At 42.9% G+C, this 25720-nt stretch carries 22 protein-coding genes; 7 read left to right on the forward strand and 15 right to left on the reverse strand.

The window, feature by feature from the left end:
* Positions 1 to 109 precede the first annotated feature (109 nt).
* The 3 genes from alaS (at position 110) to csrA (ending at position 4656) form a co-directional block, all read left to right on the forward strand.
* The gene (gene alaS, locus ACS72_RS01700) at positions 110 to 2803 is read left to right on the forward strand and encodes an alanine--tRNA ligase (protein ID WP_171249831.1); all 2694 of its coding nucleotides are present in this window, start codon (positions 110 to 112) and stop codon (positions 2801 to 2803) included.
* A gap of 64 nt (positions 2804 to 2867) precedes the next feature.
* Positions 2868 to 4148, forward strand: coding sequence for an aspartate kinase (locus ACS72_RS01705; protein WP_048881035.1), 1281 nt, complete (start codon positions 2868 to 2870; stop codon positions 4146 to 4148).
* A gap of 253 nt (positions 4149 to 4401) precedes the next feature.
* Positions 4402 to 4656 (forward strand): carbon storage regulator CsrA, encoded by a 255-nt coding sequence (gene csrA, locus ACS72_RS01710; protein ID WP_004892562.1) that lies wholly within the window; start codon positions 4402 to 4404, stop codon positions 4654 to 4656.
* A 109-nt stretch (positions 4657 to 4765) separates the two neighbouring features.
* Here the strand turns inward: csrA and rnhB are convergent, their stop codons facing one another.
* The 7 genes from rnhB to yaaA all read right to left on the reverse strand — a co-directional run bounded on the left by rnhB (position 4766) and on the right by yaaA (position 10919).
* The gene (gene rnhB, locus ACS72_RS01715) at positions 4766 to 5359 is read right to left on the reverse strand and encodes a ribonuclease HII (RefSeq protein WP_048881036.1); all 594 of its coding nucleotides are present in this window, start codon (positions 5357 to 5359) and stop codon (positions 4766 to 4768) included.
* A gap of 71 nt (positions 5360 to 5430) precedes the next feature.
* A complete protein-coding gene (locus tag ACS72_RS01720; RefSeq protein ID WP_048881037.1) occupies positions 5431 to 5814 on the reverse strand; it encodes a hypothetical protein in 384 nt (127 codons plus the stop codon).
* A 124-nt stretch (positions 5815 to 5938) separates the two neighbouring features.
* Positions 5939 to 6286 (reverse strand): hypothetical protein, encoded by a 348-nt coding sequence (locus ACS72_RS01725; RefSeq protein ID WP_048881038.1) that lies wholly within the window; start codon positions 6284 to 6286, stop codon positions 5939 to 5941.
* Between the two features lie 59 nt (positions 6287 to 6345).
* Positions 6346 to 7347: an adenosine deaminase gene (locus ACS72_RS01730; RefSeq protein ID WP_048881039.1), complete on the reverse strand. Its 1002-nt coding sequence runs from the start codon at positions 7345 to 7347 to the stop codon at positions 6346 to 6348.
* A gap of 77 nt (positions 7348 to 7424) precedes the next feature.
* Entirely contained in the window at positions 7425 to 8747 is a 1323-nt protein-coding gene (locus ACS72_RS01735) for an NCS2 family permease (RefSeq protein ID WP_004892544.1), read from the reverse strand.
* A gap of 405 nt (positions 8748 to 9152) precedes the next feature.
* A complete protein-coding gene (locus ACS72_RS17910; RefSeq protein ID WP_155756525.1) occupies positions 9153 to 9314 on the reverse strand; it encodes a hypothetical protein in 162 nt (53 codons plus the stop codon).
* 822 nt (positions 9315 to 10136) lie between these two features.
* Positions 10137 to 10919 carry a peroxide stress protein YaaA gene (gene yaaA / locus ACS72_RS01740; protein ID WP_008302539.1) on the reverse strand — a complete coding sequence of 261 codons (783 nt, stop codon included), beginning with the start codon at positions 10917 to 10919 and terminating at the stop codon, positions 10137 to 10139.
* A 124-nt stretch (positions 10920 to 11043) separates the two neighbouring features.
* Between yaaA and ACS72_RS01745 the strand changes: the two genes are divergently transcribed.
* Positions 11044 to 11673, forward strand: coding sequence for an alpha/beta hydrolase (locus ACS72_RS01745; protein ID WP_004892534.1), 630 nt, complete (start codon positions 11044 to 11046; stop codon positions 11671 to 11673).
* A 42-nt stretch (positions 11674 to 11715) separates the two neighbouring features.
* On the opposite strand, the gene ACS72_RS01750 is transcribed toward ACS72_RS01745, so the two are convergent.
* The 4 genes from ACS72_RS01750 to pheA form a co-directional block, all read right to left on the reverse strand.
* Positions 11716 to 12081 carry a hypothetical protein gene (locus tag ACS72_RS01750; RefSeq protein ID WP_008302545.1) on the reverse strand — a complete coding sequence of 122 codons (366 nt, stop codon included), beginning with the start codon at positions 12079 to 12081 and terminating at the stop codon, positions 11716 to 11718.
* 100 nt (positions 12082 to 12181) lie between these two features.
* Positions 12182 to 14428 carry a bifunctional prephenate dehydrogenase/3-phosphoshikimate 1-carboxyvinyltransferase gene (locus ACS72_RS01755; protein ID WP_048881040.1) on the reverse strand — a complete coding sequence of 749 codons (2247 nt, stop codon included), beginning with the start codon at positions 14426 to 14428 and terminating at the stop codon, positions 12182 to 12184.
* Positions 14429 to 14431: 3 nt separating this feature from the next.
* Positions 14432 to 15523: a histidinol-phosphate transaminase gene (hisC, locus tag ACS72_RS01760; protein ID WP_048881041.1), complete on the reverse strand. Its 1092-nt coding sequence runs from the start codon at positions 15521 to 15523 to the stop codon at positions 14432 to 14434.
* Positions 15524 to 15588: 65 nt separating this feature from the next.
* The gene (pheA, locus tag ACS72_RS01765) at positions 15589 to 16698 is read right to left on the reverse strand and encodes a prephenate dehydratase (protein ID WP_004892523.1); all 1110 of its coding nucleotides are present in this window, start codon (positions 16696 to 16698) and stop codon (positions 15589 to 15591) included.
* Positions 16699 to 17183: 485 nt separating this feature from the next.
* On the opposite strand from pheA, the gene ACS72_RS01770 reads away from it, so the two are divergent.
* Positions 17184 to 17702, forward strand: coding sequence for a DJ-1/PfpI family protein (locus ACS72_RS01770; protein ID WP_004815370.1), 519 nt, complete (start codon positions 17184 to 17186; stop codon positions 17700 to 17702).
* Between the two features lie 82 nt (positions 17703 to 17784).
* Here the strand turns inward: ACS72_RS01770 and ACS72_RS01775 are convergent, their stop codons facing one another.
* Together ACS72_RS01775 and ACS72_RS01780 are read right to left on the reverse strand one after the other, a co-directional pair.
* Positions 17785 to 18927: an acyl-CoA dehydrogenase family protein gene (locus ACS72_RS01775; protein ID WP_008302554.1), complete on the reverse strand. Its 1143-nt coding sequence runs from the start codon at positions 18925 to 18927 to the stop codon at positions 17785 to 17787.
* A gap of 166 nt (positions 18928 to 19093) precedes the next feature.
* A complete protein-coding gene (locus tag ACS72_RS01780; RefSeq protein ID WP_004892515.1) occupies positions 19094 to 20437 on the reverse strand; it encodes a dicarboxylate/amino acid:cation symporter in 1344 nt (447 codons plus the stop codon).
* Between the two features lie 414 nt (positions 20438 to 20851).
* Between ACS72_RS01780 and ACS72_RS01785 the strand changes: the two genes are divergently transcribed.
* Positions 20852 to 21853 carry a glycosyl transferase family protein gene (locus tag ACS72_RS01785; RefSeq protein WP_008302556.1) on the forward strand — a complete coding sequence of 334 codons (1002 nt, stop codon included), beginning with the start codon at positions 20852 to 20854 and terminating at the stop codon, positions 21851 to 21853.
* Between the two features lie 58 nt (positions 21854 to 21911).
* On the opposite strand, the gene ACS72_RS01790 is transcribed toward ACS72_RS01785, so the two are convergent.
* Positions 21912 to 22184 carry a YeaC family protein gene (locus ACS72_RS01790; RefSeq protein WP_004815365.1) on the reverse strand — a complete coding sequence of 91 codons (273 nt, stop codon included), beginning with the start codon at positions 22182 to 22184 and terminating at the stop codon, positions 21912 to 21914.
* Positions 22185 to 22187: 3 nt separating this feature from the next.
* Entirely contained in the window at positions 22188 to 23090 is a 903-nt protein-coding gene (locus ACS72_RS01795; RefSeq protein WP_004815364.1) for an NAD(+) kinase, read from the reverse strand.
* 226 nt (positions 23091 to 23316) lie between these two features.
* On the opposite strand from ACS72_RS01795, the gene mrcB reads away from it, so the two are divergent.
* Positions 23317 to 25710, forward strand: coding sequence for a penicillin-binding protein 1B (gene mrcB, locus ACS72_RS01800; protein ID WP_008302563.1), 2394 nt, complete (start codon positions 23317 to 23319; stop codon positions 25708 to 25710).
* Positions 25711 to 25720 lie beyond the last annotated feature (10 nt).

A 25720-nucleotide genomic window follows, 5' to 3' on the forward strand; every position in this document is an offset into this window, starting at 1 on the left:
TATAATTTGGCGTTTTTAAAAATTTAAGCCCCGCATTGCAGCAAAGAACCAACCTTCTTGTCAGACTGCACTGCTTTTGCCCAATCAGAAATTATGGAGTGACTTGGTTGTGAGTACTCGTTTTATGACATCAGCTGAAATTCGCGAAGCTTTTTTAAGCTACTTTGAATCGCAAGGGCATACACGTGTCGCGTCGAGTTCTCTGGTTCCTGCCAACGACCCAACATTATTGTTTACCAACGCCGGTATGAACCAGTTTAAAGACTGCTTCTTAGGTCTGGAAAAACGCGATTATGTCCGTGCAACATCTTCACAAAAATGCGTACGCGCAGGCGGTAAGCACAACGACTTAGATAACGTTGGCTACACAGCGCGTCACCACACATTTTTTGAAATGCTGGGTAACTTCTCGTTTGGTGACTACTTCAAGCGTGATGCGATCAAATTTGCTTGGGATTTCTTAACCAACGAAAAATGGTTAGGTCTTCCTAAAGACAAACTTTATGCCACGGTTTACCACACCGATGACGAAGCTTTTGACATCTGGAACAAAGAAATCGGTCTGGATGCATCTCGCATTATCCGTATTGGTGACAACAAAGGCGGTCAATACGCATCAGATAACTTCTGGGCAATGGGCGATACAGGTCCTTGTGGCCCATGTTCTGAAATTTTCTATGACCATGGCGATCACATTTGGGGCGGTTTACCGGGCACACCTGAAGAAGATGGCGACCGTTTCATCGAGATCTGGAACAACGTATTCATGCAGTTCAACCGTACTGCTGATGGGGTGCTTCACCCTCTTCCTGCTCCTTCTGTTGATACAGGTATGGGCTTAGAGCGTATTTCGGCAGTTCTACAACACGTCAACTCAAACTACGAAATCGACCTATTCCAACATTTGTTAAAAGCAGCTGCGGAAATCATTGGTTTAGATACAGCTGAACTTGAAGCGAAAGCACAAGCTGAAGGCAAACCAGTTGAATACCCTGCATCACTTAAAGTGGTTGCTGACCATGCACGTTCATGTTCATTCCTCATCGCTGATGGCGTAAATCCATCAAACGAAGGTCGTGGTTATGTCCTACGTCGTATCATCCGCCGTGCAGTTCGTCACGGTAACAAATTGGGTGCGACAGGTTCATTCTTCCACAAAATGTTGAAGCCTTTGATTGAAGTGATGGGTGCTGCCTACCCTGAACTTGAAGCACAACAAGTTCGTATCGAAGCGCAACTTCTGAAAGAAGAAGAGCAATTTGCAAAAACACTTGAGCAAGGTTTGAAATTGCTTGAAGGTGAATTAGCTCAACTGAAAGGTTCCGTGATTCCAGGTGAAGTTGTATTCAAACTTTACGATACGTATGGCTTCCCAACTGACCTTACAGCGGACATCGCACGTGAACGTGATTTAACGATTGATGAAGCTGGTTTTGAAACTGAAATGGCTGCTCAGCGTCAACGTGCACGTGATGCCGGTAAATTCACGATCGACTACAACTCTGTTGTGAAAGTTGAAGGTGAAACTCAATTTGACGGCTACGATGCAACTGCGGGTGAAGGTCAAATCATCGCAATCTATAAAGATGGCGAGCAAGTCGATGAAGTGGTTGAAGGCGATGAAGCATTAATCGTACTGAATCAAACACCTTTCTATGCAGAAAGCGGTGGTCAGATCGGCGATACAGGTATCTTTAAAAACGATACCGGTATTTTCGAAGTTCAAGATACCAAGAAATCTGGCGGTGCGTTCGTTCACCAAGGTATCGTGACCATGGGTAACCTGAAAGTTACTCAAAATGTAGAAGCGACTGTAAAAGCAGACATCCGTGCAGCGACTGCACGTAACCACTCTGCAACGCATCTTCTACATGCTGCGCTTCGTCAAATTTTAGGTTCACACGTACAGCAAAAAGGCTCATTGGTTGCGTCTGACGTATTACGTTTCGACTTTGCCAACGACCAACCTGTGACATTTGAACAACTTCAAGAAATTGAACGTCTTGTGAATGCTGAAGTGATTGCCAACACTGAAGTAACGACTGAACTGCTTGATATCGAATCTGCGAAAGCAAAAGGTGCGATGATGTTGTTTGGTGAGAAATACGGTGACGAAGTACGCGTACTGTCTATGGGTTCAGTGATTGAAGAGAAAAACTTCTCAATCGAACTATGTGGTGGTATTCACGTAAAACGTACAGGTGACATTGGCCTGTTCAAAATCACGTCTGAAGGTGGTGTGGCAGCCGGTGTGCGTCGTATTGAAGCGGTGACAGGCACTAAAGCCATTGAAGTTGCTCAAAAGGCGGATCGTGACATCAACACGATTAATGGCTTATTGAAAGCACAAAAAGACCAAACTTTAGAGAAAGTTGAAGCGATTGTTGACACAGCATCAAGCTTGCAAAAACAAATCGAACAACTGACTCAAAAATTGGCAAGCCTACAAGCGGGTGAACTGTTAAGCCAAGTTCAAACGATTGCAGGTCGTCAAACACTGATCACAACCGTTCAAGGCATGGATGCAAAAGCACTTCGCAACTTGCACGATGGTGTGAAATCTAAATTAGAAAATGCAGTGATTGTTCTTGCAGGTGTAGAGGGTGACAAGGTGAGCTTGATCGCATCTGTGGCGAAAGACTTTACTGCTTCTATTAAAGCGGGTGACATCATCAAACACTTGGCAACTGAGCTTGGTGGTAAAGGTGGTGGTAAACCTGACTTGGCACAAGGTGGCGCGCCACTTAACGAGAAGTTTGCAACAGTGATGGCTGATCTAGCAGCTTGGCTTGAAGCAAAATAAAAACTTCATTTTGTGTAACTGACCCTGATTGGAACATCAGGGTCATGGTTTGAATGGAACAACTATGGCATTAATCGTTCAAAAATATGGCGGTACCTCAATGGGTACTCCCGAGCGCATTTTAAATGTTGCTCGTCGTGTGAAGCGCTGGCATGACCACGGCCACAAGGTGGTGGTGGTTGTATCAGCGATGAGTGGTGAAACCAACCGCTTACTTGCTTTAGCGAAAGCCATTACCGAAACCCCTGACCCGCGTGAACTTGACCAAATGGTTTCTACCGGTGAACAGGTAACGATTTCGATGTTAGCAATGGCATTGAACTCGATCGGTGTTGAAGCTAAATCTTTGACTGGTCGCCAAGTTGGGATTAAAACCGACAGCGCTTTCACCAAGGCTCGTATTGAATCGATTGATACCGATGTTTTGACTGAAAACCTAGATGCTGGCCGTGTCATTGTCGTGGCAGGTTTCCAAGGCTTTGATGCGAATGGCAACACAACGACTCTAGGTCGTGGTGGTTCAGATACTTCTGGTGTTGCACTTGCCGCTGCATTAAAAGCTGATGAATGCCAAATTTACACAGATGTAGATGGTGTTTATACAACTGATCCGCGTGTTGCACCAAAAGCGAAAAAAGTTGACCGTATTTCGTTTGAAGAAATGCTGGAAATGGCATCCCTTGGTTCTAAAGTCCTTCAAATTCGCTCAGTTGAGTTTGCAGGTAAATACCAAGTGCCATTACGTGTACTTTCAAGCTTCGACAACGACAACGATGGCGCATTTGATGAAGACTTCAAAAACAACGTCGGAACCCTTATCACTACTGAATTGGAAGACAACATGGAACAGCCAATTATCTCTGGTATCGCGTTTAACCGTGACGAAGCTAAACTGACTATTCTGGGTGTTCCAGACGAACCAGGTATTGCCTCTAAAATTTTAAAACCAATTGGTGATGCCAATATCGAAGTCGATATGATCATCCAAAACGTTGAAGAAGATGGCACCACCGACTTCACGTTCACAGTCAACCGTGGCGAGCTTGCAAAAGCGAAAAAAATCCTTGAAGAAACAGCGCAAGCGATTGGTGCACGTGAAGTAGCGACTCGTGATGACATCGTAAAAGTATCAATCGTAGGTGTAGGTATGCGTTCACATGCAGGCGTAGCAAGTAAAATGTTTACTGCTCTTGCAGACGAAGGCATTAACATTCTGATGATCTCGACTTCTGAAATTAAAATTTCAGTGATCATTGAAGAAAACTACCTGGAACTTGCGGTACGTTCGCTTCACACTGCATTTGGTCTAGATCGTGAGTCTGGCGAATCAAGCGCACGTGCTTAATGATTGATTTGTAATTTATTGTCGTTGTCTGACATTATTTTGCAAAACTTCATAAAAAATCAGAGCCACTATAGTTTTTTTTATAGTGGCTCTGTTATATTAAGGGCGAGGATTTATAGAAAATTTAAATAGATGATAATCCCAACCAAGATGGTGCGTGGTGATCTGTTCGATTTTCTCTTGTGATTTCAAGTTGTGTTTCAACATACATTCTAAATTGAATGCACGTTTAGCGTTTTGCAAGGAGATAAACATGCTGATTCTGACTCGCCGTGTCGGAGAAACTTTGATGATTGGAGACCAAGTCAGCGTGACTGTGCTTGGCGTAAAGGGCAACCAGGTACGTATTGGGGTGAATGCGCCAAAGGAAGTTTCTGTCCACCGTGAAGAAATTTACCAGCGTATTCAGCATGAACGTGCAATGCATGAGCATCTTCAACATATTGACCAGGACTATCAGCCTTCATTTGAAGATGATACCTCTTCTCAGAATAACTTTAATCGTTAATTTCTGCGAAAAATAATAAAGCGGCTCTAGGCCGCTTTTATTTTTTTCTACACTTTTACCGCAGTTCACTTAGACATTCTATGTATTTATAAAATATTCTATAAATGTCTTATAGCTCCAGTTCACTCTGTTCCTGCATAGCTGCAATGGCTTTACGCACAGGACCAAAACTACGTCGATGCTCTTCAATTACCCCATGCAAGGCAATTGCTTCAAAATGAGCTTTGGTCGGATAACCTTTGTGCTTGGCAAAACCAAAGTGTGGGAATTTATGATCCATTTCAACCATCTGATGATCACGAGTAACTTTTGCCAAAATACTGGCTGCTGAAATCTCGGCATGCAGTGCATCCCCACCAATGACAGCATCACAACTCATCGCCAAACCTCGAGGAATCTTGTTGCCATCAACCAGTACATGATCTGGTTGAATATCAAGTGCTTCTACCGCACGACGCATCGCCAGCAATGAAGCCTGCAAAATATTATGTTTATCAATTTCTGCTGCAGACGCTTCGGCAATTGCCCAAGCCAATGCTTTTTCCTGAATTTCAACAAATAACTTCTCACGTTTCTTTTCAGTGAGTTTTTTCGAGTCATTCAGGCCTTCAATCGGATTATTCGGATCAAGAATAACTGCAGCCGCCACCACTGAACCCACCAATGGACCACGCCCTGCCTCATCTACACCTGCAATTCGCATCATATTTCCTTCAATTATTCAGCCCAAATATAAAAGCGGCCAAAGTGGCCGCTCATTTAAGCAAATCTTGCTTAGTTTTTCAAAGTTTCTACAACACAGGCATTCAATGTGCTACTTACCACTTTAGTTACCAAGGTTGCTTGAGAATTTTTGTCCATTGCAGCAACAACCAGGTCAGCTGCTGTTACGCTGGTAGTCGCTTTCTCAGCTACACATGAACATACTTCGTTTTGTAATTCAGTTTGCTGAGTTTCAGTCATCAACTTAGATGCTGTTTTCCAGTAAGTATTATTATTGATTTCAGTGACGCATTTAGCCTGCACACCCACTTTTACTGCGGCCATTGCCAAGCCGTTCGCTGTAGTTGCAGCAGTTGAACCTGTTGTACCATCAGTGGTAACACAAGCAGTTAAAACAAAAGCCATGGGTGCAAGTACAGCTGCTAATTTTTTCACTGTAAATCCTATGTTGTGAATTAAAGATGCACTATTTTGCCGAAAATTAAAGCGTGAATAAATCACTATTTCAGCCCATGGAGTCAGTTGTGCAATTAAACGACGCCCATTGAAAAACCCTGACCTATTTCACTAATTCCTGTACACAGCCTTTCAGACTATTCGCTACGGCTTGACGTGCCAACTGGTTTTTCGCTTCTTCATTTACTGTTGCTTTAAGCAAAGTTGATGTCGGCACATCTTTTAAAGCATGTTTACCCACACAATCACAGACATTGTGTTCCAGTTTGGCTTTATTAGCCTCCTGCATCAGATAGGTCGAAACTTTCCAGACTGTGGAATCTTTGAGCTCTTGCCCACATTGATAGGCAATCACTGGCTTTAAAGCTTTTTGAGTCAGACTTATATCGGCATGACTATGTGTCCAGAAAGCCAAAACAGCCACAGATATCGCGATAATATATTTTTTCATGAATTTACTCATTCAACAGAAAAAGGCGGAGCGAACTCCACCTCTTATGTACAGTTTACTTAAACCAATGCTTTGATCTTACTAATCCAGTTAGCCTTGTCTGCTTCACTGATAAATGAGGCTTCAAAGGAATTGATTGCCAGCTGTTTTAACTCATCATTGCTTAGATCCAGAGCTTCAGCAATGGCAATGAAATTGTCATTCATATAACCACCAAAATAAGATGGATCATCCGAATTCACAGTGACATGCACGCCCTGCTGTAACAGGCGACGAATATTATGTTGCTGCATATCATCTACCACACAAAGCTTTAAGTTTGAAAGTGGGCATACTGTCAGCGGCATTTTTTCTGCAATCAAACGCTGCATCAATGCCGGGTCTTCCTCAGAACGCACACCGTGATCAATACGGTTCACTTTCAACAGATCTAAAGCTTCCCAGACATATTCTGCCGGACCTTCTTCACCCGCATGTGCCACAATCAGGAAACCTGCTTCACGCGCTTTAGCAAAGACACGTTCAAATTTAGAAGGCGGATGCCCGACTTCACTTGAATCCAGCCCCACCCCAATAATTTGATCTTTATATGGCAAAGCCTGTTCTAGAGTTTCAAATGCTGTTTCTTCACTTAAATGGCGCAGGAAACACATGATCAGATGTGAAGTAATACCAAGTTTTTCTGCGGCATCATCACACGCACGTTGCAGACCATTCAGTACCGTTTCGAAAGCAATTCCACGATCGGTATGGGTTTGTGGATCGAAGAACATTTCGGTATGTACAACATTGTCTTCGGCACATTTTTCAAAATATGCCCAGGCCAGATCGTAAAAATCCTGTTCATAAATCAGAACATTGGCACCAGCATAATAAATATCTAAAAAGGATTGCAGATTATGGAAATTATAGGCCTGCCTGACTTCCTCAACCGACTGGTAAGGAATGGCAATCTCATTACGTTGTGCAATTGCAAACATTAACTCAGGTTCAAAAGTACCTTCAATATGCACGTGCAGCTCTGCTTTTGGCATCGCCTGTATTAATTCAAGACGGTTCATCACTACTCCTGATTAAACCTGAGAAAAATAAAAAAGGGCGCAAACTGAGTTTACACCCTTTCTGAATTTGACAAAAATCAGCCACCGAATAGCGCGAATTTCAATGCCCAAAGCACAGCTACAATCCACACCATATACGGTACAGTTGAAGCCTTACCTGTGAGTAATTTAATCAAAGCATAGCTGATAAAACCCATCGCTATACCATCAGCAATTGAATACGTGAATGGCATGAATACGATAGTCAAGAATGCTGGAACAGCTTCTGTAATATCGTCCCAATCAATATGCACGATACCTTGAATCATCAACACACCCACAAACAAAAGGGCTGGTGCTGTTGCAAAGCTTGGTACAGATTGAGCAAGTGGTGCCAAGAATAAGCAGGCAATAAACAAGAAACCGACAATCACTGCGGTTAAGCCTGTACGACCACCTGCAGCTACACCTGCTGAAGACTCAATATATGGTGTAGTTGAAGACGTACCTAATGCTGCACCTGCCACAATTGCAGATGAGTCAGCAAATAGTGCTTTTTTCAAGCGAGGTAATTTACCATCTTTTAATAAACCTGCGCGGTGAGAAACACCAACAAGAGTACCTGTCGAGTCGAATAAATCGACCAAGAAGAATACGAAGATGACACCGATCAAGCTTGCAGTAAACAAACCTTCAAAGTCCATTTGCATAAAGGTTGGCGCAATTGAAGGTACAGCACCGACCACACCTTTAAATTCGCTCAGGCCCATGGCAGCCGAAATGCCCGTCAGTACTAAAATACTGATGATAATTGCACCACGAACTTTAAAGTGATGCATCACCACAACCATTAAGAAACCAAGTAATGCAAGCAATACCGATGGCTGTTTAAGGTCGCCTAGACCAACTAAAGTTGCTGGGTTATCGACAATAATTCCTGCGTTTTTCAGCGCGATAAGCGCAAGGAACAAACCAATACCACCACCAATCGCCAGTTTTAAGGACATTGGAATAGCATTGACGATTGCCTCACGTATTTTGAACATACTAATGGCAATAAATACCAGACCTGACACAAAAACGGCGCCCAATGCAGTTTGCCATGGCACACCCATTCCCAGACATACAGAATAGGTAAAGAAAGCGTTCAAGCCCATGCCAGGTGCAAGCGCAATTGGATAGTTTGCTACAAGACCCATCACCAGACAGCCAATTGCGGCTGCAAGACAGGTTGCAACGAAGACAGCCCCATGATCCATCCCTGTTTCGGATAAAATCATTGGATTGACAATAATGATGTAACACATGGTTAAGAATGTCGTTACACCTGCAAGAACTTCTGTACGGAAACTGGTTTTGTTTTCACTCAGTTTGAACAGACGTTCCAGCATGTTTTCGGAAGATGGATTAGGAGTCGTCATGACCTAGCCCCTATTGAGTAAACTTTATGCCTGAGCATTCCATAAAATCCTTCTACTTACTTAGGTAAAGGATTTTGCGGATGAGTTAGCAACGAATATGCCAGCATCGCTATTCGACGGGTCAAGTAATCTTAAAGCACAGCAAAACAGTAACTATGCACTAAGCACAAAAAAACTAAACAAAAAAGCTGCATAACCTTATGCAGCTCATTAATAAATGAATTGAATCAATTGGTTACAATAACTCAAATCTGATCCAATATTTTGTTTTCAGAATTATAACACATTGATTTTTTATTGTTTCTAAAATTTAACTTTAATTCTCTATTCAAGTTTCAACTGTTCAGTCATTTGAAAAGTTCATTGATTTTATGCAGTTAATAGCTTACTCAAGCAGATATCGTCTTAATGACGAATATGCTTACCCTCAATTGCCTGCAAAGAAATCTTGGCATCGGTAATGATGCGGCTTATTTCCTGCTGGCGCCTGTTTTCACTTTGCTTATACACATAGTATCCCAGTACCCCGACCAATAAAGCGCAAACTGGAATTACATAACTTTTCATAATTATAGGCATTCTTTTACATTTTTAAAATTGTATGAATAAATTATCAACTAATCATGTGACAAAGTAGGTGAAATTCTATATGAATTGTAATCAATATTATTAATTTGTAACCTAATTGACTCAGTTTAGCTTTATTAATATCAGGAATTCTACAATAAAAAAATTATGCTTTTATCGTAAATACAAAGTATTAATCTGCTTAAATATTTTTATTAAAATATACTTCTTTCATAACTCAAAAAATGATTATCCTATTCATATTTATAGATATTAAAAGCCCTTTCTCCCTTTGGGATGAGAAGTATTAATTTGAAGAGAATGAGGGAGTTTTTTAGAAAAAACCTCTCCCTGAGGAGCATGCTCCGCAAACCTCCTTGTAGGAGAGGTAATTCCCTTTATAGAGATTTAAAAATGATTTATGAAAGAATCCTATAATTAAAATTAATTATAAAAATCTTAAATAAATATCTATTTCCAGTGAATATTTAATTTAAATGAACTCTAATTTCTTTTAAATAAAAGATGAGTAAAATTGAGTTTCTTACAGCCTTATCTATAAATTTTTCTAAATCAATTTCTTCTGGTCCATTATCAAAATCATCGATAAAGGCTTTTATATTTTAACCTTTAACTCTCCAATATTTGCCGTTCTACTTTGAAATAGACTAAATTTTATCCTTTAAAATTAATGCTCCTTTTTGTAGCAGAATTCTTATCTGTAAAAAGAAAAAGCTCATTTTATGCGCTTTTTAATGCTTAATTATTCATATATAAAAAAAAGATCACCCACAGGTGATCTTTTCTCTATTAAATAAGACTTCAAGCAGCGAGCTGTTCATCACGCTTGAACACCAGCTCACCTTTAAGAGAACTCTCTGCATCAAAGTAGTACCCCTCAGTATTAAAACCTTTCAGATCCTCTACGCGATCAATCTGGTTTTCAATAATAAAGCGTGCCATCAGGCCACGTGCTTTCTTGGCATAAAAGCTAATCACTTTATATTTGCCATTTTTCTGATCCAGAAACACAGGCTTAATGATTTCTGCCTGGATTTTATTTTCCTTCACAGATTTATAGTATTCATCAGAAGCAATATTCACCAAAAGTTCTGAATTCGCCGCTGCAAGATCATAATTGATCAGCTCAGTAATAGTATGTCCCCAGAATTCATACAGGTTATGACCACGAGAATTGGCAAGTTTTGTTCCCATCTCTAATCGATATGGCATCATCAGATCCAATGGACGTAACAAACCATATAAGCCGGACAGCATACGCAGATGCTCCTGAGCATAGCTAATGTCATGATCTTTTAGGTTATAGGCATCCAGACCTGTATAAACATCACCCTTAAAGGCAAAAATCGCCTGTCGTGCATTTGACAGATCAAATTCTGGCTGCCAGTCACGGAAACGCTCAACATTAAGATTGGCAATTTTTTCACTTACCGACATCAGGCTGGAAATTTCTGTTGCTGACAACTTGCTGGCAACTTCTATCAATTCCTGGGAATGTTCCAGCAATCTTGCTTGCGTATGCTGATCTGTTGGTAACGATGATTCGTAGTCGAGGGTCTTTGCAGGGGAAATTAATGCGAGCATAGCCAACCTGGTTAAAAAGTGATTAATCAAACTATATCAGTCGAGTTATTTTAATTCCAATTCATGTTTTTACTTAATACAATCGTTAAAATACGCCTTTCTCCCCTCATTTATCGATTTTCCTATGTCCGAACAAATTTTCCTTCAGGGTCCTGTGGGACAAATTGAAGTTTTTGTGGATTATCCTCAGGGTGAAGTGAAAGGATTCGCGGTTGTTTGTCACCCCCATCCATTGCAAGGCGGTACACCACAACATAAAGTTCCAGTATTGCTGGCACAAATGTTTTTAGAGCGTGGTTGTGTTGTCTATCGTCCAAGTTTCCGTGGTTCTGGTCAAAGTGATGGAATACACGACGAAGGCTATGGTGAAACTGATGATGTACTTGAAGTGATTAAATTCGCTCGTACTCAACATATTGGCTTGCCATTCTATGCAGGTGGCTTTAGTTTCGGTGCACATGTCATGGCCAAAAGCTATGCCACGCTACCTATAGAATTACAGCCTAAACAGACGGTTTTATGCGGTTTGCCAACCGCCACCGTAGCAGGTTTACGCCACTATGTAACACCGCATATTAAAGGTGACATTCTGTTCCTGCATGGTGAAGCCGATGATGTGACCCTGTTGTCGGATCTAATTGAATGGGCTAAACCACAGCGTCATTTATTGACCATTTTACCAGGTGCCAATCATTTCTTTACTGGTTACCTCAAACAGTTGCGTATTGCGATTACGCGCTTTTTAATGCTGTAAAAAATTCCATAATTAAAAAAAGCGGCTCAATGGCCGCTTTTTTTAATTTTTCCATTCGAATTCACTAAAGCTTTCTTGCTCCTTGAGTGAAGCTTCTACGGCCTGTGCCAGTTGATTAAGGAGGCTTTGTTCGGTAATCCGATCCAGCCAGTCTTGTTCTTCATCTGGATAAGATGCAATCTCACAGACAAAATGCCCTTCACTGTCGCGACTTTCACAACTCACCGAAAGTGGCAATGCGTGTTCATCTACTGCAACAGCAACCTGTCCACCACTTTGTGGCAAGGTTTGAAAGCCATATTTTCCGAGTTCATCAGCAAGAAATTGCGCGACATACTCTTGGGTCTCACGACTATCCTGTAATTGCTGTTGGCTTTGAGTATTGGCAATAAATTTTAATTTTCGCATCGCTACATCCAAATGGCTTTTTTCTTGTATGGGTTTAGCATAAGCCAATATAAACAAAACAGCCAAGCAAAAGCTTGGCTGTTTCACATAAATTTAAGGATTATTCTGTCACTTCAATCGCCAGACCAGCCTGAGACGTCAGTTCAGTAAAGGTTGGGAAGCTGGTGGCGACTGTTTCAGTCCCGACAATCTTGATTTCACCTGAGTTACGCAGACCTGCAATCGAGAAACTCATTGCGATACGGTGATCATGATGCGATTCAATTTCACCACCGGTAAAGATTGGTGACCAGTCACCTGCCTTGCCTTTACCTTCGATGATGATGCCATCATCAGTCGGCGTACAGTCGATGCCCATGGTTTTTAGGCCATCTGCCATGACTTGAATACGATCCGATTCTTTGACACGGAGTTCAGCCGCACCCGTCAGGATCGTTTGACCTTCCGCACATGCCGCTGCAATAAACAATGCCGGGAATTCATCAATTGCCAATGGCACCTGATCTTCAGGCATATGAATACCTTTTAAGGTACGAGTACCACAAATACGAATGTCTGCAATCGGTTCACCGCCCGCAATACGCTCGTTTTCAACCGTAATATCCGCACCCATTTGCTTCAGAATTTCAATGACACCGGTACGGGTTGGGTTAATACCTACAGCTTCTAAAGTCACGTCTGCATTTTCAGTAATTGCCGCACCCACCATAAAGAAGGCAGCAGATGAAATGTCTGATGGCACTTGGATATTGGTGCCGACCAATTTTCCGCCACCTTGCAGTGAAATCCGGTTACCTTCAGTTTTCACTTCATAACCAAAGGCACGCAGCATACGTTCAGTATGGTCACGTGTTGGTTCAGGCTCAGTCACCGAAGTTTCACCTTCAGCCCAAAGACCTGCCAGTAAAATCCCTGATTTCACCTGAGCTGATGCCATTGGCAAGTCGTACTGGATCCCTTTCAGGTTTTGATTGCCTGTAATGGATACCGGCGGGGTACCACGTTCCCCTGTAGTCTGAATCTGTGCACCCATTTCACGCAAAGGCTTGGCAATACGCTCCATTGGACGTTTAGATAGAGAAGCATCACCCGTCATCACAGAATCAAATTTCTGCGCTGCCAGCATACCGGACAGCAAACGCATTGAGGTACCTGAGTTGCCCATATACAGTGCAGACTGTGGTGCTTTCAGACCGTGCATCCCCACACCATGAATCGTCACTTCACCATTTTTAGGACCCTCAATGCTCACGCCCATATCACGGAAAGCTTGCAGAGTCGCTAAAGCATCTTCCCCTTCAAGGAAACCGGTCACATGGGTTGTACCTTCAGCGATAGCACCAAACATGATGGAACGGTGTGACACAGATTTGTCACCTGGCACGGTAAATTTGCCCTGGAATTTCTTAGCACCCGGCTGAATGGTAAATTGTTGTGTCACTTGATTTTTCTCCATGAAAGGTTTCTTGGCGAGCATATGGTTGAAATGCTGGCGAGCCGCCTGCGCATGTCCCAGTAAGCCCATCAATGCTTGGGAATCTTCGTCTTCAATCAGCTTGCGGATAATTTCCAGCTGAGCCTCAAAGCCATCTACAGCATTAAGAATTGCTTTTTTGTTGGCAAAAAAGATGTCATGCCACATTTGTGGATCACTGGCTGCAATTCGGGAGAAGTCCCGAAAGCCGCCCGCAGCATAACGAAAAATATCTAAATTGTCTTCACGCTTGGCCAGTTGTTCGACCAGGTTAAAGGCCATCAGATGCGGAAGATGACTGGTATGCGCCAGCACTTCATCGTGCTTTTCCACATCCATGCAAATCACTTCCGCTTTTGCCGCCTGCCACAGTTGAATCAGTTTATCGACTGCCCACGCTGCACTGGTTGGCAACGGCGTCAAAATCACCTTATGATTGGCAAACAGATCAACTTTACCAGCATGCACACCCGTATGTTCTGCACCGGCAATCGGATGACCCGGTACAAAACCTGTAGGTAATGCATCACCAAACACAGCCTTGGCTGCATCTACCACATTCCCCTTTGTGCTACCCACATCGGTAATAATGGTACCTTCAGCCAGATAAGGCTTGATGGTTTCCAATACCTTTTGCGTTGCACGAACAGGTAGTGCCAGCACCACTAGGTCTGCCCCCTTAACGGCTTCTACAGGATTTGCATAGCCGTTGGAAATCAGACCAAGTGCCTTGGCATCTTCCAAGGTTTTTTGTGAGCGGGTCGATGCCACGATGTCATTGGCTAAATGCTCGGCCTGAATGACACGCGCCAGACTTGAACCAATCAGTCCAAGCCCGATAAAGGCAACTTTTTCAAACAGTGGCTGCGACATAACTTAAGCTTTCGCCTCTAAGCCAAGCACTTTGCCTAATGCAGCAAGGAATTTGGCATTTTCAGCTTCAGTACCAATCGATACACGCAAGTGGTTTGGAATACCCACTGGACGCACGATCACGCCTTCTTTCAATAACTTGTTAAATGTTTCCGCTGGATCAGCCTGTACATCGACCAAGATGAAATTCGCGCGTGAAGGTACATAGTTCAGGCCCAAAGCTTTCAAGCCAGCTTCAAGCTGTGCCATACCTGCTTTATTTACTTCACGAGATTTCTCGATGAATGCTTCGTCTTTCAGTGCAGCAACTGCAGCCACCATCGCTAAATGGTTGACGTTGAATGGCTGACGGATACGGTTCAGGTAATCAGTCACTTCAACAGAAGCCAGGGCAAAACCAACACGCAGTGCAGCCAAACCATAGCACTTAGACAGCGTACGGCTGACAATCAGGTTTGGATACTGTTTCAGGAATTTTAGGCTATTGAAGTTTTCCGGGAAATATTCCACATAGGCTTCATCCAGTACTACGATCACATTCGCTGGAACTTTTTGCATGAATGCTTCAAATTCAGCTTCTTCGAACCAGGTCCCTGTCGGGTTGTTCGGATTCGCAATAAAGATCAGCTTGGTGTTGTCTTTTACCGCAGCCGCCATCGCTTCAAGGTCATGAGAGAAGCCTTTTGCTGGCACTTCAATCGCTTCGGCATTAATCGCTTGAGTCACCAGTGCATATACCGCAAACGCATGCTGGCTATACACCACTGAATCTTTTTCAGAAACAAATGCACGGGCAAATATTTCCAGTAAGTCGTTTGAACCATTACCCAAAGTAATCTGGTTATGATCAAAACCGAATTGTGTCTTGATCTGATCTTTCAGGATAAAGCCACCGCCATCAGGATAACGGCCAATTTCCGCCAGTTCCGCAGCCACTGCTTCTTTGACTTTATCTGAACAGCCCAACGGGTTTTCATTTGAAGCAAGTTTCACAATATCAGTGATCCCTAACTCACGTTCAAGTTCACTGATTGGCTTACCTGGCTGGTATGGCTTTAACTTTGAGATGCCTTGATTGGCTGGCACGAACGACATTTTATAATTCCGATTTACGTGTGAAACAGTGGTCAGCACCCTCGCACTGACCACAAATGGCTGACTTAAAGTACAGCTTGAGGATATGAACCCAATACGCGAACTTCTTTCACCAATGGGCGAATTTCTTCAATCGCAGCTTTAACATGTTCCTGATCGATATGACCTTCCAGATCGATAAAGAACACATAAGCCCATTTTTCAGGCAGTGCAGGACGAGTTTCAATACTTGTTAGACTAATGTTGTGCTTGGCAAATGGTGCAAGGATCTCAAGCAATGCACCGGCGCGGTCATGCGCTGACACCAGCAGTGAAGTTTTGTCATTACCGCTTTGTGGCACTTTCTCGCGACCAATCACCAGGAAACGTGTGGTGTTTTCCGGATTGTCCTCGATATTGCTGTGCATGATCTCAAGATTGTAGATATTCGCAGCAATTTCAGAGGCAATCGCGGCAGAGTGCCACTCATTCTGAATACGGCGTGCGGCTTCGGCATTTGAGCTGAGTGCAACACGCTCAACACCTGGATAATGGGCATCTAGCCATTTACGGCATTGTGCCAAAGTCTGCTGATGCGCATAAATCTGCTTGATACTGTCTTTACGGGTATTTTCAGAGATCAGGAACTGATGATGAATTGGCAATTCCACTTCACCAATCACATTGAGATGCGAAGTTTTGAAACAGTCTAAAGTATGGTTCACCACACCTTCAGACGAGTTTTCAACTGGTACCAGACCATAATGCGCACTTCCCGCTTCTACTTCACGAAACACTTCATCAATGGTTGGCAATGGACGTACTACAGCATCATGCCCAAAATGTTTCAATACTGCTGAATGCGTATAGGTACCCACAGGCCCCAGGAAAGCAATACTTTGTGGTGCTTCGAGCGCTAAACATGCCGACATGATTTCACGGAACAGACGTGCCATGGTGGTATCAGACAATGGCCCCTCATTACGTTCCATAACATTACGCAAAACCTGCGCTTCACGTTCAGGACGGTAAAACAGTGGATTCTCTTCTGAAGCAAACTTTGCTTTTGCTACAGCTTCTGCCAAACGCGCACGGCGATTAATCAATTGCTGGATTTGCTGATCAACTGAATCGATATCTTCACGAATCTTAGCCAAATCAAGAGAAGTCGTAGTGTTTTGATCGTCGTTGATCATTGTTATGTCGCCCTTCATAAACCGTAACTGTTTCAGTATAACAATAGTAAGCTTTCAAATGTTACGCAATATGACTTTGTCTTTTAAAAGTCAGTTATTTATGCGTTGCCTAATCACTCATCGCATCTGCAATGTTTAGTAACATTTTCCACAGCGTATTCAGCAAAAATTACATTATCAAATTGTAAAGTTTGCGTTTGCATCTTAACTGATTTTAGGATGGATGAATTATCATTATTTCTTAATCTATATAACGATTTTAACCATAAGAAAAATCATGCAAAGACTCAAAAATCAGCAATGGAAAGACGTTGCTAGATGATCAATAGTTCATTTTAAAATTACCGCTCAACCTCCTGCACATATGCTTTTTTTACTTGTTTTAACAGAGCTTTTTACATTTAACATGTATTTATTTACAGAGCAGGGACGATTTTTAAACCTTATCCCGCTAGTCTGTTCAAAACTTAGGCAGGAGCAAATACATGCCAAAAAGAATAGCTGTGCTCGTCACTCATAACTTTGATGATCAGGAATATTTTGAACCTGTAGAAGCCTTTCGTGCTGCCAGTCACAGTATCTGCAATATTGACCATGAAGCTGGAAAGGTCATATATGGTCAGAAACATACAGCTTCAGTGACTATAGATGAAAGTATTGACCAGATCTGTGTCGATGATTTTGACGCATTACTAATTCCAGGTGGAGAATCTCCCCTGACCTTCACTTCAGATGCTGTTGTTCTAAAGTTGATTCAGGAATTTAATGCAGCCAATAAAACCATCTTTAGCATCTGCGATGCTTCATTATTACTCGGTGCGGCTGACGTGCTGAAGGACCGGATTATTACCAGTATTCGTGACCATGCGCACTGGCTGCAAGATGCAGGCGGTCGTTATTATGATGCAGAACTGGTCAATGATAATAACCAGTTGATCTCTTCACGTGCACCAGACGATTTACCTGTGTTTATTGATGAGTGCCTAGAAGTATTAAGGTCTTAAAATATGAAAAATGTCATTTGCTCCCTTACATAAAAATGAGCCCTTATAGGCTCACTTTTACTTTATAGCGAATGAAATACTTTTATCGACCTAATAGGCTACGTGCCACGATTTCTTTCATGATCTCGTTCGTACCACCATAAATCCTTTGGATACGCGCATCGACAAAGAAACGGGAAATCGGATATTCAGTCATATAGCCATAGCCACCAAACAGCTGGAGCAAATTATCCGCAATTTTCATCTGCATGTCAGTTGAAAAACTTTTTAAGGCTGCTGCAGTTTCAACATTCAGCTTGCCCTGCATATACAACTCAACATTCTGGTTATAAAACGCCGCTGTTGCCAGTTCATCAATCTTGGCCTGTGCCAGTACAAAGCGAGTGTTCTGGAATTGGCCCACTGCCTGGCCAAAGGCTTGACGTTCTTTGACATAGGTCGTGGTGATATCAATTGAACCACGAATCGCGCCCAAAGCCGTAGCCGCAATCGCAGTGCGCTCACGTGGCAGTTCTTGCATCAGGTATGCAAAGCCTTGGCCTGGTTGACCGAGTAACTGATCTTTTGGCACTTTGACATTATCAAAGAACAGCTCAGAGGTATCTTGTGAGTGCAGGCCAATCTTGTCCAGATTGGTGCCTTTCTTGAAACCTTCCAGATGAGTATCTACTAAAAGCAGTGAAACACCTTTGGCACGTGCCTGTGGATCGGTTTTTACAGCCAGCACCACCAGATCGGCATGCTGACCATTCGAAATAAAAGTTTTAGAACCATTTAACAGATAATGGTCGTCCTGCAAAATGGCACTGGTTCGAATTGCCTGCAAGTCAGAACCAGCACCTGGTTCAGTCATACCGATGGCACCGACCACCTCACCAGTCACCATTTTAGGCAGCCAGTATTTCTTCTGTTCTTCAGTGGCGATATGCAGGATATAGGGTGCAGCGATATCCGAGTGACATGACAAACCAATAGAGAGTGCACTAAACCCTGCACGTGCCGACTCTTCAAGTAACATTAAGGAGTAATGGGTTGGCACACCATAGCCACCATATTCTTCTGGAACATCCACACAAAGAAAGCCATTTTCACCCAGCGCATTCCAGACTGAACGTGGAATCTTGCCCTCACGTTCCCATTGTTCATAGTGCGGTGCAATCTGTTCGCCCATAAAGCGTTTAAAGTTATCGCGGAATAATTCCAGGTCTGCATCATATGCCAGCATTGTTCTATCCTTGTGGTGTTTATCATTATATTTCCACAAACAGGCTAGCGATTTTTAAGGTCAGTGTCATGCGCTAATATGATTTTTTTCAAACTTTACAGTCAATTTATTTTAATAAAAATTTAAAAAAAGGAAGCCGAAGCTTCCTTTTTTAAACAGACTGAAATCAGTGAGATTTAACGCCTTCTTGCTGCATTAATTCATCAATTTCTGCCGGATTGTTTAATGCATAATCCAGTTTTTCTTTGTCCAGCTGACCGACCCATTTTGCAACAACCAGAGTCGCCAATGAGTTGCCAATCAGGTTAGTCAAAGCACGTGCTTCAGACATGAAACGGTCGATACCCAGAATCAGTGCCAAGCCCGCTACCGGAATATGCCCTACTGCAGACAGGGTTGCAGCCATTACGATAAAGCCAGAACCTGTTACACCTGCTGCACCTTTAGATGAAATCAATAGCACAAGAAGTAAGGTAATCTGATGAGATAGATCTAGCTGGGTATTGGTTGCCTGAGCAATGAAGACTGCCGCCATAGTCAGGTAAATAGAAGTCCCGTCCAGGTTGAAAGAATAACCTGTTGGAATAACCAGACCGACTACTGATTTTTCTGCACCTGCCAGTTCCAGCTTTTTCAGCATACGCGGCAATACAGATTCAGAGGATGAAGTACCTAGTACAATCAGCAATTCTTCGCGGATCAGACGGATCATTTTCATGATACTAAAACCGGTGAAACGTGCAATTGAACCAAGAATAATGAAAATAAACAGGATACAGGTGATATAGAAGCACAGAATTAATTGACCCAGCTGCGCCAGTGTACCGATACCATATTTACCGATCGTAAATGCCATGGCACCGAACGCACCGATAGGTGCAAGTTTCATGATCATGTTCACGATGTTAAAGAATACATGTGAAATCTGGTCAATGAACTTTAATACCGGCTTACCATTATCACCCAGCTGATGCAGGGCAAAACCAAACAGGAGAGCAAATAGCAGTACCTGAAGGATTTCCCCTTCAGCAAATGCGCCCACTACCGTATTTGGAATGATATTCATGAAGAAATCGATGGTCGATTGTGACTCACCTGATGCAACATATTTCGAGATACCTTCCGTATCCAGAGTTGCTGGATCAACGTTCATACCAACACCAGGTTTGGCAATATTGATCACAAGCAGACCGATCACCAAGGCAATCGTCGATACGATTTCAAAGTATAGTAAAGCAATACCACCTGTCTTGCCGACAGATTTCATGCTTTCCATACCTGCAATACCACTCACTACCGTACAGAAAATTACTGGTGCGATAATCATTTTGATCAGGCGGATAAAGCCATCACCCAATGGTTTCAGCTGTTCGCCCAAACCAGGAACATATTGTTCAGCACCATTGATAATTTGCGTACCGCTTGGTGAGAAGTGACCCACGAGGATACCGGCAATAATGGCAACAATCACTTGAAAATAAAGTGACTTATAAATAGGTTTTTTAGCCATGACCTTAGTTCACAATATACTTCTAACAAGAAGCAATATTCAGTTTTCACTTATTTAAGAAAATAAGCATCCAATACTTCATTGCCTTAAACAAAAAAGTGCTTACGTATCAAGAAATTAATCTGATACCGAAAATAGATTGTGTATGTACGTTTAACAATTACAGGAACACCGCTCTTCAGCAGAAGTTAGTGCATTGATCAGGAGATGAAGCAAACACAAAAAATCAAGAGAAATTTTAACCGCTTTTTAGACTTTTGTTTAACCCAAAATGTTAAATTTGTCTAAATAATAATCAATATTCCTTAGACTATAGTCTTATAAAACCATAATTCTTCTGCAAAATAAGAAGGTGAAATACCAATATCAGCGTAAAATATGCCAATACTTGATAAACATGATTGATCTATCCCTATGACCACAAAGCGAAATATTTATAAAGATGCTGAACATCCTTTTGCCCAGTTTATTCGTATTATTGGTAAAGGAAAGAATGGTGCACGCTCGCTCAGTTATGATGAAGCCTATCAAGCTTTTAGTATGATCCTGAAAAATGAGGTGCTGGATGTGCAGCTAGGTGCCTTCCTGATGCTACTACGAGTAAAAGAAGAATCCGTCGAAGAACTGGCAGGTTTTGTTCAGGCAACCCGGGATCAGCTTAATTTTAAAGATCTGGATGTAGACTTGGACTGGTCATCTTATGCTGGCAAGCGCAAGCATTATCCATGGTTTATCCTGTCTGCCCTCACCTTGGCCAAGCATGGCTATAATATTGTCATGCATGGTGCAGCTGGGCATACTTTGAATCGGGTTTATACTGAGCAAGTATTAGAATACCTAGGCTATTCTATTTGCCACAGTGAGGTTGAAGTCGAACAGCAGCTGCAAGAAAGACATTTTGCTTATCTGCCTTTAAATGTGATTTCACCTATCCTGGCTGAGCTGATCGGACTGCGAAATGTTATGGGTTTACGTTCTCCTATTCATACATTGGCGCGCCTGATTAATCCATTCAATGCCAAAGCGACTTTACAGGCCATTTTCCATCCGGCTTATCGTGGTTCACACCAGCGCGCTGCTTTTCAGCTCGGTTATCAAAATAGTGCTGTGATTAAAGGTGAAGGTGGCGAGTTTGAACGTAACCCTGATGCCAAAACCTTAATTTGTGGTATCAAGAATGGCGAACTGTATGAACACGAACTGCCTAAACTGACGGACAATCGCAGTCCGATTGAAGAAGAGCTGAATCTGGCTGTATTTAAAGAAGTCTGGGATGGTCAACGTTCGCATGAGTATGGCGAAACCGCAGTGGTTGAAACTATCGGTATTGCGCTATATACCATGGGCAAATGTGAGAGCTATGAAGCAGCGATGCAGAAAGCTAAAGAACTCTGGAATACTCGTCTTTCGGTTTGAACAAAATCATTTATTTCAGACATTAAAAAGACCACGTTTGTGGTCTTTTTGGTTTCAATTAAACGAAACGAATGGGCCTGAATTCTGGTTCATTCTTGTGATGATCATCATCACATTCTTCACCTTCTTCTTTGGTACCACGGTCGATATAACCACTACGTTCAGTTTCAGGCAGATGTTTAATTTCCCAGGCATACACGGCTTGCATACACGTCTGACGCTGCTCTTCCGTCAATGCCACACCGTTCGGCCATTTACCAATTTCAATCGCAGTACGCAGTCGGTCTACAATCTCAGGATTGAGCATAGAAAGCATTTGTTCAATATTCATGATTTAATCCCGATTCTGATAATCAAAGTCTTGGTTCCAGCCGAGCTTGGTCCGACACGCCATATAGAAATCATAACCCGGTGGATGTAAAAGTTGCAGTTTAAATGGGTGTTTACGAATGTGAACCGTATCTCCCACATTCAAAGAAATGCTGTGCTGTCCATCTGCGCTGACCATCGGCATCACGCGATTTTTACGGATCACCAGCTTAATTTCACTATGTCCTCCAACCACAATCGGTCGGGATGACAGGGTATGCGGATGCATGGGTACCAGCACAATCGCATCCATACTTGGATGTACAATTGGTCCACCACCAGAAAGTGCATAGGCAGTTGAACCTGTTGGTGTCGACACGATCAGACCATCACTATGCTGACGATAGACATATTGTCCATCAATATTCAGCTCAAAGTCGATCATGTGCACGGATTTACCGGAATGAAGTACGACATCATTCAGGGCAATCGCATCATGGATAATTTCGCCTTTAGACCGGATTTCCAGTTCTAACAGAAAACGTCGCTCAAGCTGGAATTCACCTTTAAGGACCTGATCCAGCTTGAAGATGACTTCTGTCGGCTTGATATCCGTCAGGAAGCCCAAGCGGCCACGGTTCACACCGATGACAGGAATATTATATTTGACCAGTGCCCGGGCAGCATGCAGCAATGAACCATCACCACCAACCACAATGACCAGATCGACCACCTCACCAAGCAAGGCGCGGCTCACTGTCTGGGTATTTTCATAAGGTACCAGCGCAGCGGTATCTGCATCAAACACTGGATGCAGGCCCACGTTCAACAAATGATCATGAATAAGACATAAGGTTTCAACTACTGAAGATTTATCAGGACGTCCTACTAACCCGATATTTCGGAATGTCTTATGTGAAATTAGCACCAGTCTCGTCGCTCCGCTACGAATCGCTCCTATAATAGCATTAAGCTCTGGCTCGTTGACAATTTTCCCTAGTTTTTATGTATAAGTAGAGCAAGTTAGAAATAATATTATGCAGACTAAGTGTATTTTTTAATTGATATTTTTTAACCAATTTCTCTTTAAATATTGCAAATTCCCTAAAAGCTTCGCATGATTAGCAGAATTTTACAGACGCTTATCATCATTTATGAAGTATGAACGTGGTTTGGGGTTTATTGCCTTAATCTTTTCCGTTTTGGTCATTTCAGCTTTTGTTGCCTTTAGTATCTATCTGATTCGTCTAGATAATATTGTACGTGACAAATTTGAAGGCCAGCGCTGGGACATTCCTGCGAAAGTCTTCGCACGTCCGATGGAAATCTATGTCAATGCACCTGTCAGCCAACAGGATCTTCTGGAAGAGCTCAAACTGCTTGGATATAAGAGTGCTGAAAGCTATACCAAGTCCGGAAGTTATGTGACTTCTGGTAATACTTTATATGTACATACCCGTGGTTTTGACTTTGGTGACCGGGTTGAGCCTGAGCAGATTTTAAAAGTCAGCTTCAATGGTGAACAGATTAATGACGTAAGTGCCACCAAGCCCTCCACGTCCGGAATTGCCCGTTTGGAACCTTTATTAATTGGCGGGATTTACCCCCAACATAATGAAGACCGGGTACTGATCAAGCTGAATAAAGTACCTAAATCTTTGATTGAAGCACTGATCGCCACCGAAGACCGTAATTTCTACCACCATCATGGTGTATCTCCACGCGGGATTGCACGTGCAGTGGTCAGCAATATTACCGGCGGTAAACGTCAGGGTGGCTCGACTTTAACCCAGCAGCTGGTCAAAAACTTCTATTTAAGTCCAGAGCGTACGTTAAAACGTAAAGTCAATGAAGCCTTTATGGCGATGTTGATTGAATTGCATTATGACAAGGATGAAATCCTTGAAGCCTATTTAAATGAAGTGAATCTGGGCCAGAATGGCAATTATTCTATTAATGGTTACGGTCTGGCTTCCCAATTCTATTTTGGTCTGCCGTTGCGCGAATTAAATATTTCCCAACAGGCATTTTTAGTTGGTCTGGTACAAGGTCCTTCCCTCTACAATCCATGGCGTAACCCTGAAACGGCGAAAAGACGTCGTGATATTGTGCTGAACAATATGCTGGTTATGGGTTATCTGACCCAAGAGCAATATGAAACCGAGAAGGCACGCCCTCTCAATGTCATTACAAAACCAACCCTGGGTCCAGCACGTTTTCCTGACTTCTTGGATATTGTGCGTCGTCAGCTGCGTACCGAATATCAGGAAGGTGATATTACTAATCAGGGCCTACGCATCTTTACCACGTTGGATCCATTGGCACAGACCCGTATTCAGCAAAGCTTCAAAAATACAGTAGCGAACTTAAGCAGATCAAATCCGAAACGTTTAAAAGATTTGCAAGGTGCGGTGCTGGTCACTCATCCAGAAAATGGTGAACTGGTTGCTGCAGTTGGTTCGACCCAGGACTTTACCGGCTTTAACCGTGCCTTGGATGCCAAGCGTCAGGTGGGTTCGTTATTAAAACCTGTGATTTACCTGACCGCAATTGAATCAAACCGTTACCATTGGGGGAGCCCGATCGAAGACAGCGAGCTAAGTATTAAAACTGATGGCAAGACCTGGACACCCAAGAACTATAGTGGCCGCCCGCATGGTGTGGTTCCAATGTCTCAAGCACTGGCAAATTCCTATAACCTGTCCGCGGTACGTTTGGCGCAGGAATTCGGTATGTCAACCTTTATCAATCACCTGAAGAAATTTGGTGTGACTTCTGATATTCCGTCCTACCCTTCCATTTATCTGGGTGCGGTAGATATGTCACCTATGGAAGTGATGAGTCTGTATGGCAATTTTGCAACTGGTGGTTTTAAATATCCGGTCAAAGCCATTCGTTCCGTGGTGGATGCCAATGGTCGTCTGGTCGATCGCTATGGCCTGACGGTTCAGCCAACCATTGATCCGGCTTATGCCTATATCCTGAACAATGGTTTACAGCAGGTCATGAGCAGCGGTACCGGTCAATCTGCTTATAGTACCCTGCCACGTAATCTTGGTCTGGCTGGCAAATCAGGGACGACCAATGATACCCGTGACTCATGGTTCGCAGGCTATTCTGGTAATTACCTAGCTGTGGTCTGGTTAGGTCTGGATGACAATAAGATTACTGGTTTGACCGGATCATCTGGTGCGCTACCGGTATGGACCAGTGTCATGAAGCAGCTACGCCAGAAGCCGGTAAATCTGCATCAACCAGGTGAGGTACAATGGCAATGGGTCGATCGCGCGACAGGTCATTTGTCTGCTCAAGGCTGTGAAGGTGCCATGTATATTCCACTGACTCGTCACAGCATGCCAAATCAGGCTACTGCTTGTGGCGCATCGCATTATGCCCCTGCCCCACATACGATTGATTCAGAAGAACCTCAAGGTTCTGACGATCCAAGCGATGAAATTGGGATCTGGATTGAAGAAACTGAAACGGAAAACCAACGTGATTCTTTACAAGATACACGTATCATCTCAAGCGGTAGTTATTCACCCTAATTGAGTGAGA

This window comes from Acinetobacter sp. VT 511 (assembly GCF_001077515.1).
GTDB lineage: Bacteria > Pseudomonadota > Gammaproteobacteria > Pseudomonadales > Moraxellaceae > Acinetobacter > Acinetobacter schindleri.

Coding starts and splice junctions, on each gene's coding strand:
- ACS72_RS01705 (WP_048881035.1), top strand. CDS start 2,868: ATGGCATTAATCGTTCAAAAATATGGCGGTACCTCAATGGGTACTCCC.
- csrA (WP_004892562.1), top strand. CDS start 4,402: ATGCTGATTCTGACTCGCCGTGTCGGAGAAACTTTGATGATTGGAGAC.
- rnhB (WP_048881036.1), bottom strand. CDS start 5,359: ATGCGAATTGCAGGTGTAGATGAGGCAGGGCGTGGTCCATTGGTGGGT.
- ACS72_RS01725 (WP_048881038.1), bottom strand. CDS start 6,286: ATGAAAAAATATATTATCGCGATATCTGTGGCTGTTTTGGCTTTCTGG.
- ACS72_RS01730 (WP_048881039.1), bottom strand. CDS start 7,347: ATGAACCGTCTTGAATTAATACAGGCGATGCCAAAAGCAGAGCTGCAC.
- ACS72_RS01735 (WP_004892544.1), bottom strand. CDS start 8,747: ATGACGACTCCTAATCCATCTTCCGAAAACATGCTGGAACGTCTGTTC.
- ACS72_RS17910 (WP_155756525.1), bottom strand. CDS start 9,314: ATGAAAAGTTATGTAATTCCAGTTTGCGCTTTATTGGTCGGGGTACTG.
- yaaA (WP_008302539.1), bottom strand. CDS start 10,919: ATGCTCGCATTAATTTCCCCTGCAAAGACCCTCGACTACGAATCATCG.
- ACS72_RS01745 (WP_004892534.1), top strand. CDS start 11,044: ATGTCCGAACAAATTTTCCTTCAGGGTCCTGTGGGACAAATTGAAGTT.
- ACS72_RS01750 (WP_008302545.1), bottom strand. CDS start 12,081: ATGCGAAAATTAAAATTTATTGCCAATACTCAAAGCCAACAGCAATTA.
- ACS72_RS01755 (WP_048881040.1), bottom strand. CDS start 14,428: ATGTCGCAGCCACTGTTTGAAAAAGTTGCCTTTATCGGGCTTGGACTG.
- hisC (WP_048881041.1), bottom strand. CDS start 15,523: ATGTCGTTCGTGCCAGCCAATCAAGGCATCTCAAAGTTAAAGCCATAC.
- pheA (WP_004892523.1), bottom strand. CDS start 16,698: ATGATCAACGACGATCAAAACACTACGACTTCTCTTGATTTGGCTAAG.
- ACS72_RS01770 (WP_004815370.1), top strand. CDS start 17,184: ATGCCAAAAAGAATAGCTGTGCTCGTCACTCATAACTTTGATGATCAG.
- ACS72_RS01775 (WP_008302554.1), bottom strand. CDS start 18,927: ATGCTGGCATATGATGCAGACCTGGAATTATTCCGCGATAACTTTAAA.
- ACS72_RS01780 (WP_004892515.1), bottom strand. CDS start 20,437: ATGGCTAAAAAACCTATTTATAAGTCACTTTATTTTCAAGTGATTGTT.
- ACS72_RS01785 (WP_008302556.1), top strand. CDS start 20,852: ATGACCACAAAGCGAAATATTTATAAAGATGCTGAACATCCTTTTGCC.
- ACS72_RS01790 (WP_004815365.1), bottom strand. CDS start 22,184: ATGAATATTGAACAAATGCTTTCTATGCTCAATCCTGAGATTGTAGAC.
- mrcB (WP_008302563.1), top strand. CDS start 23,317: ATGAAGTATGAACGTGGTTTGGGGTTTATTGCCTTAATCTTTTCCGTT.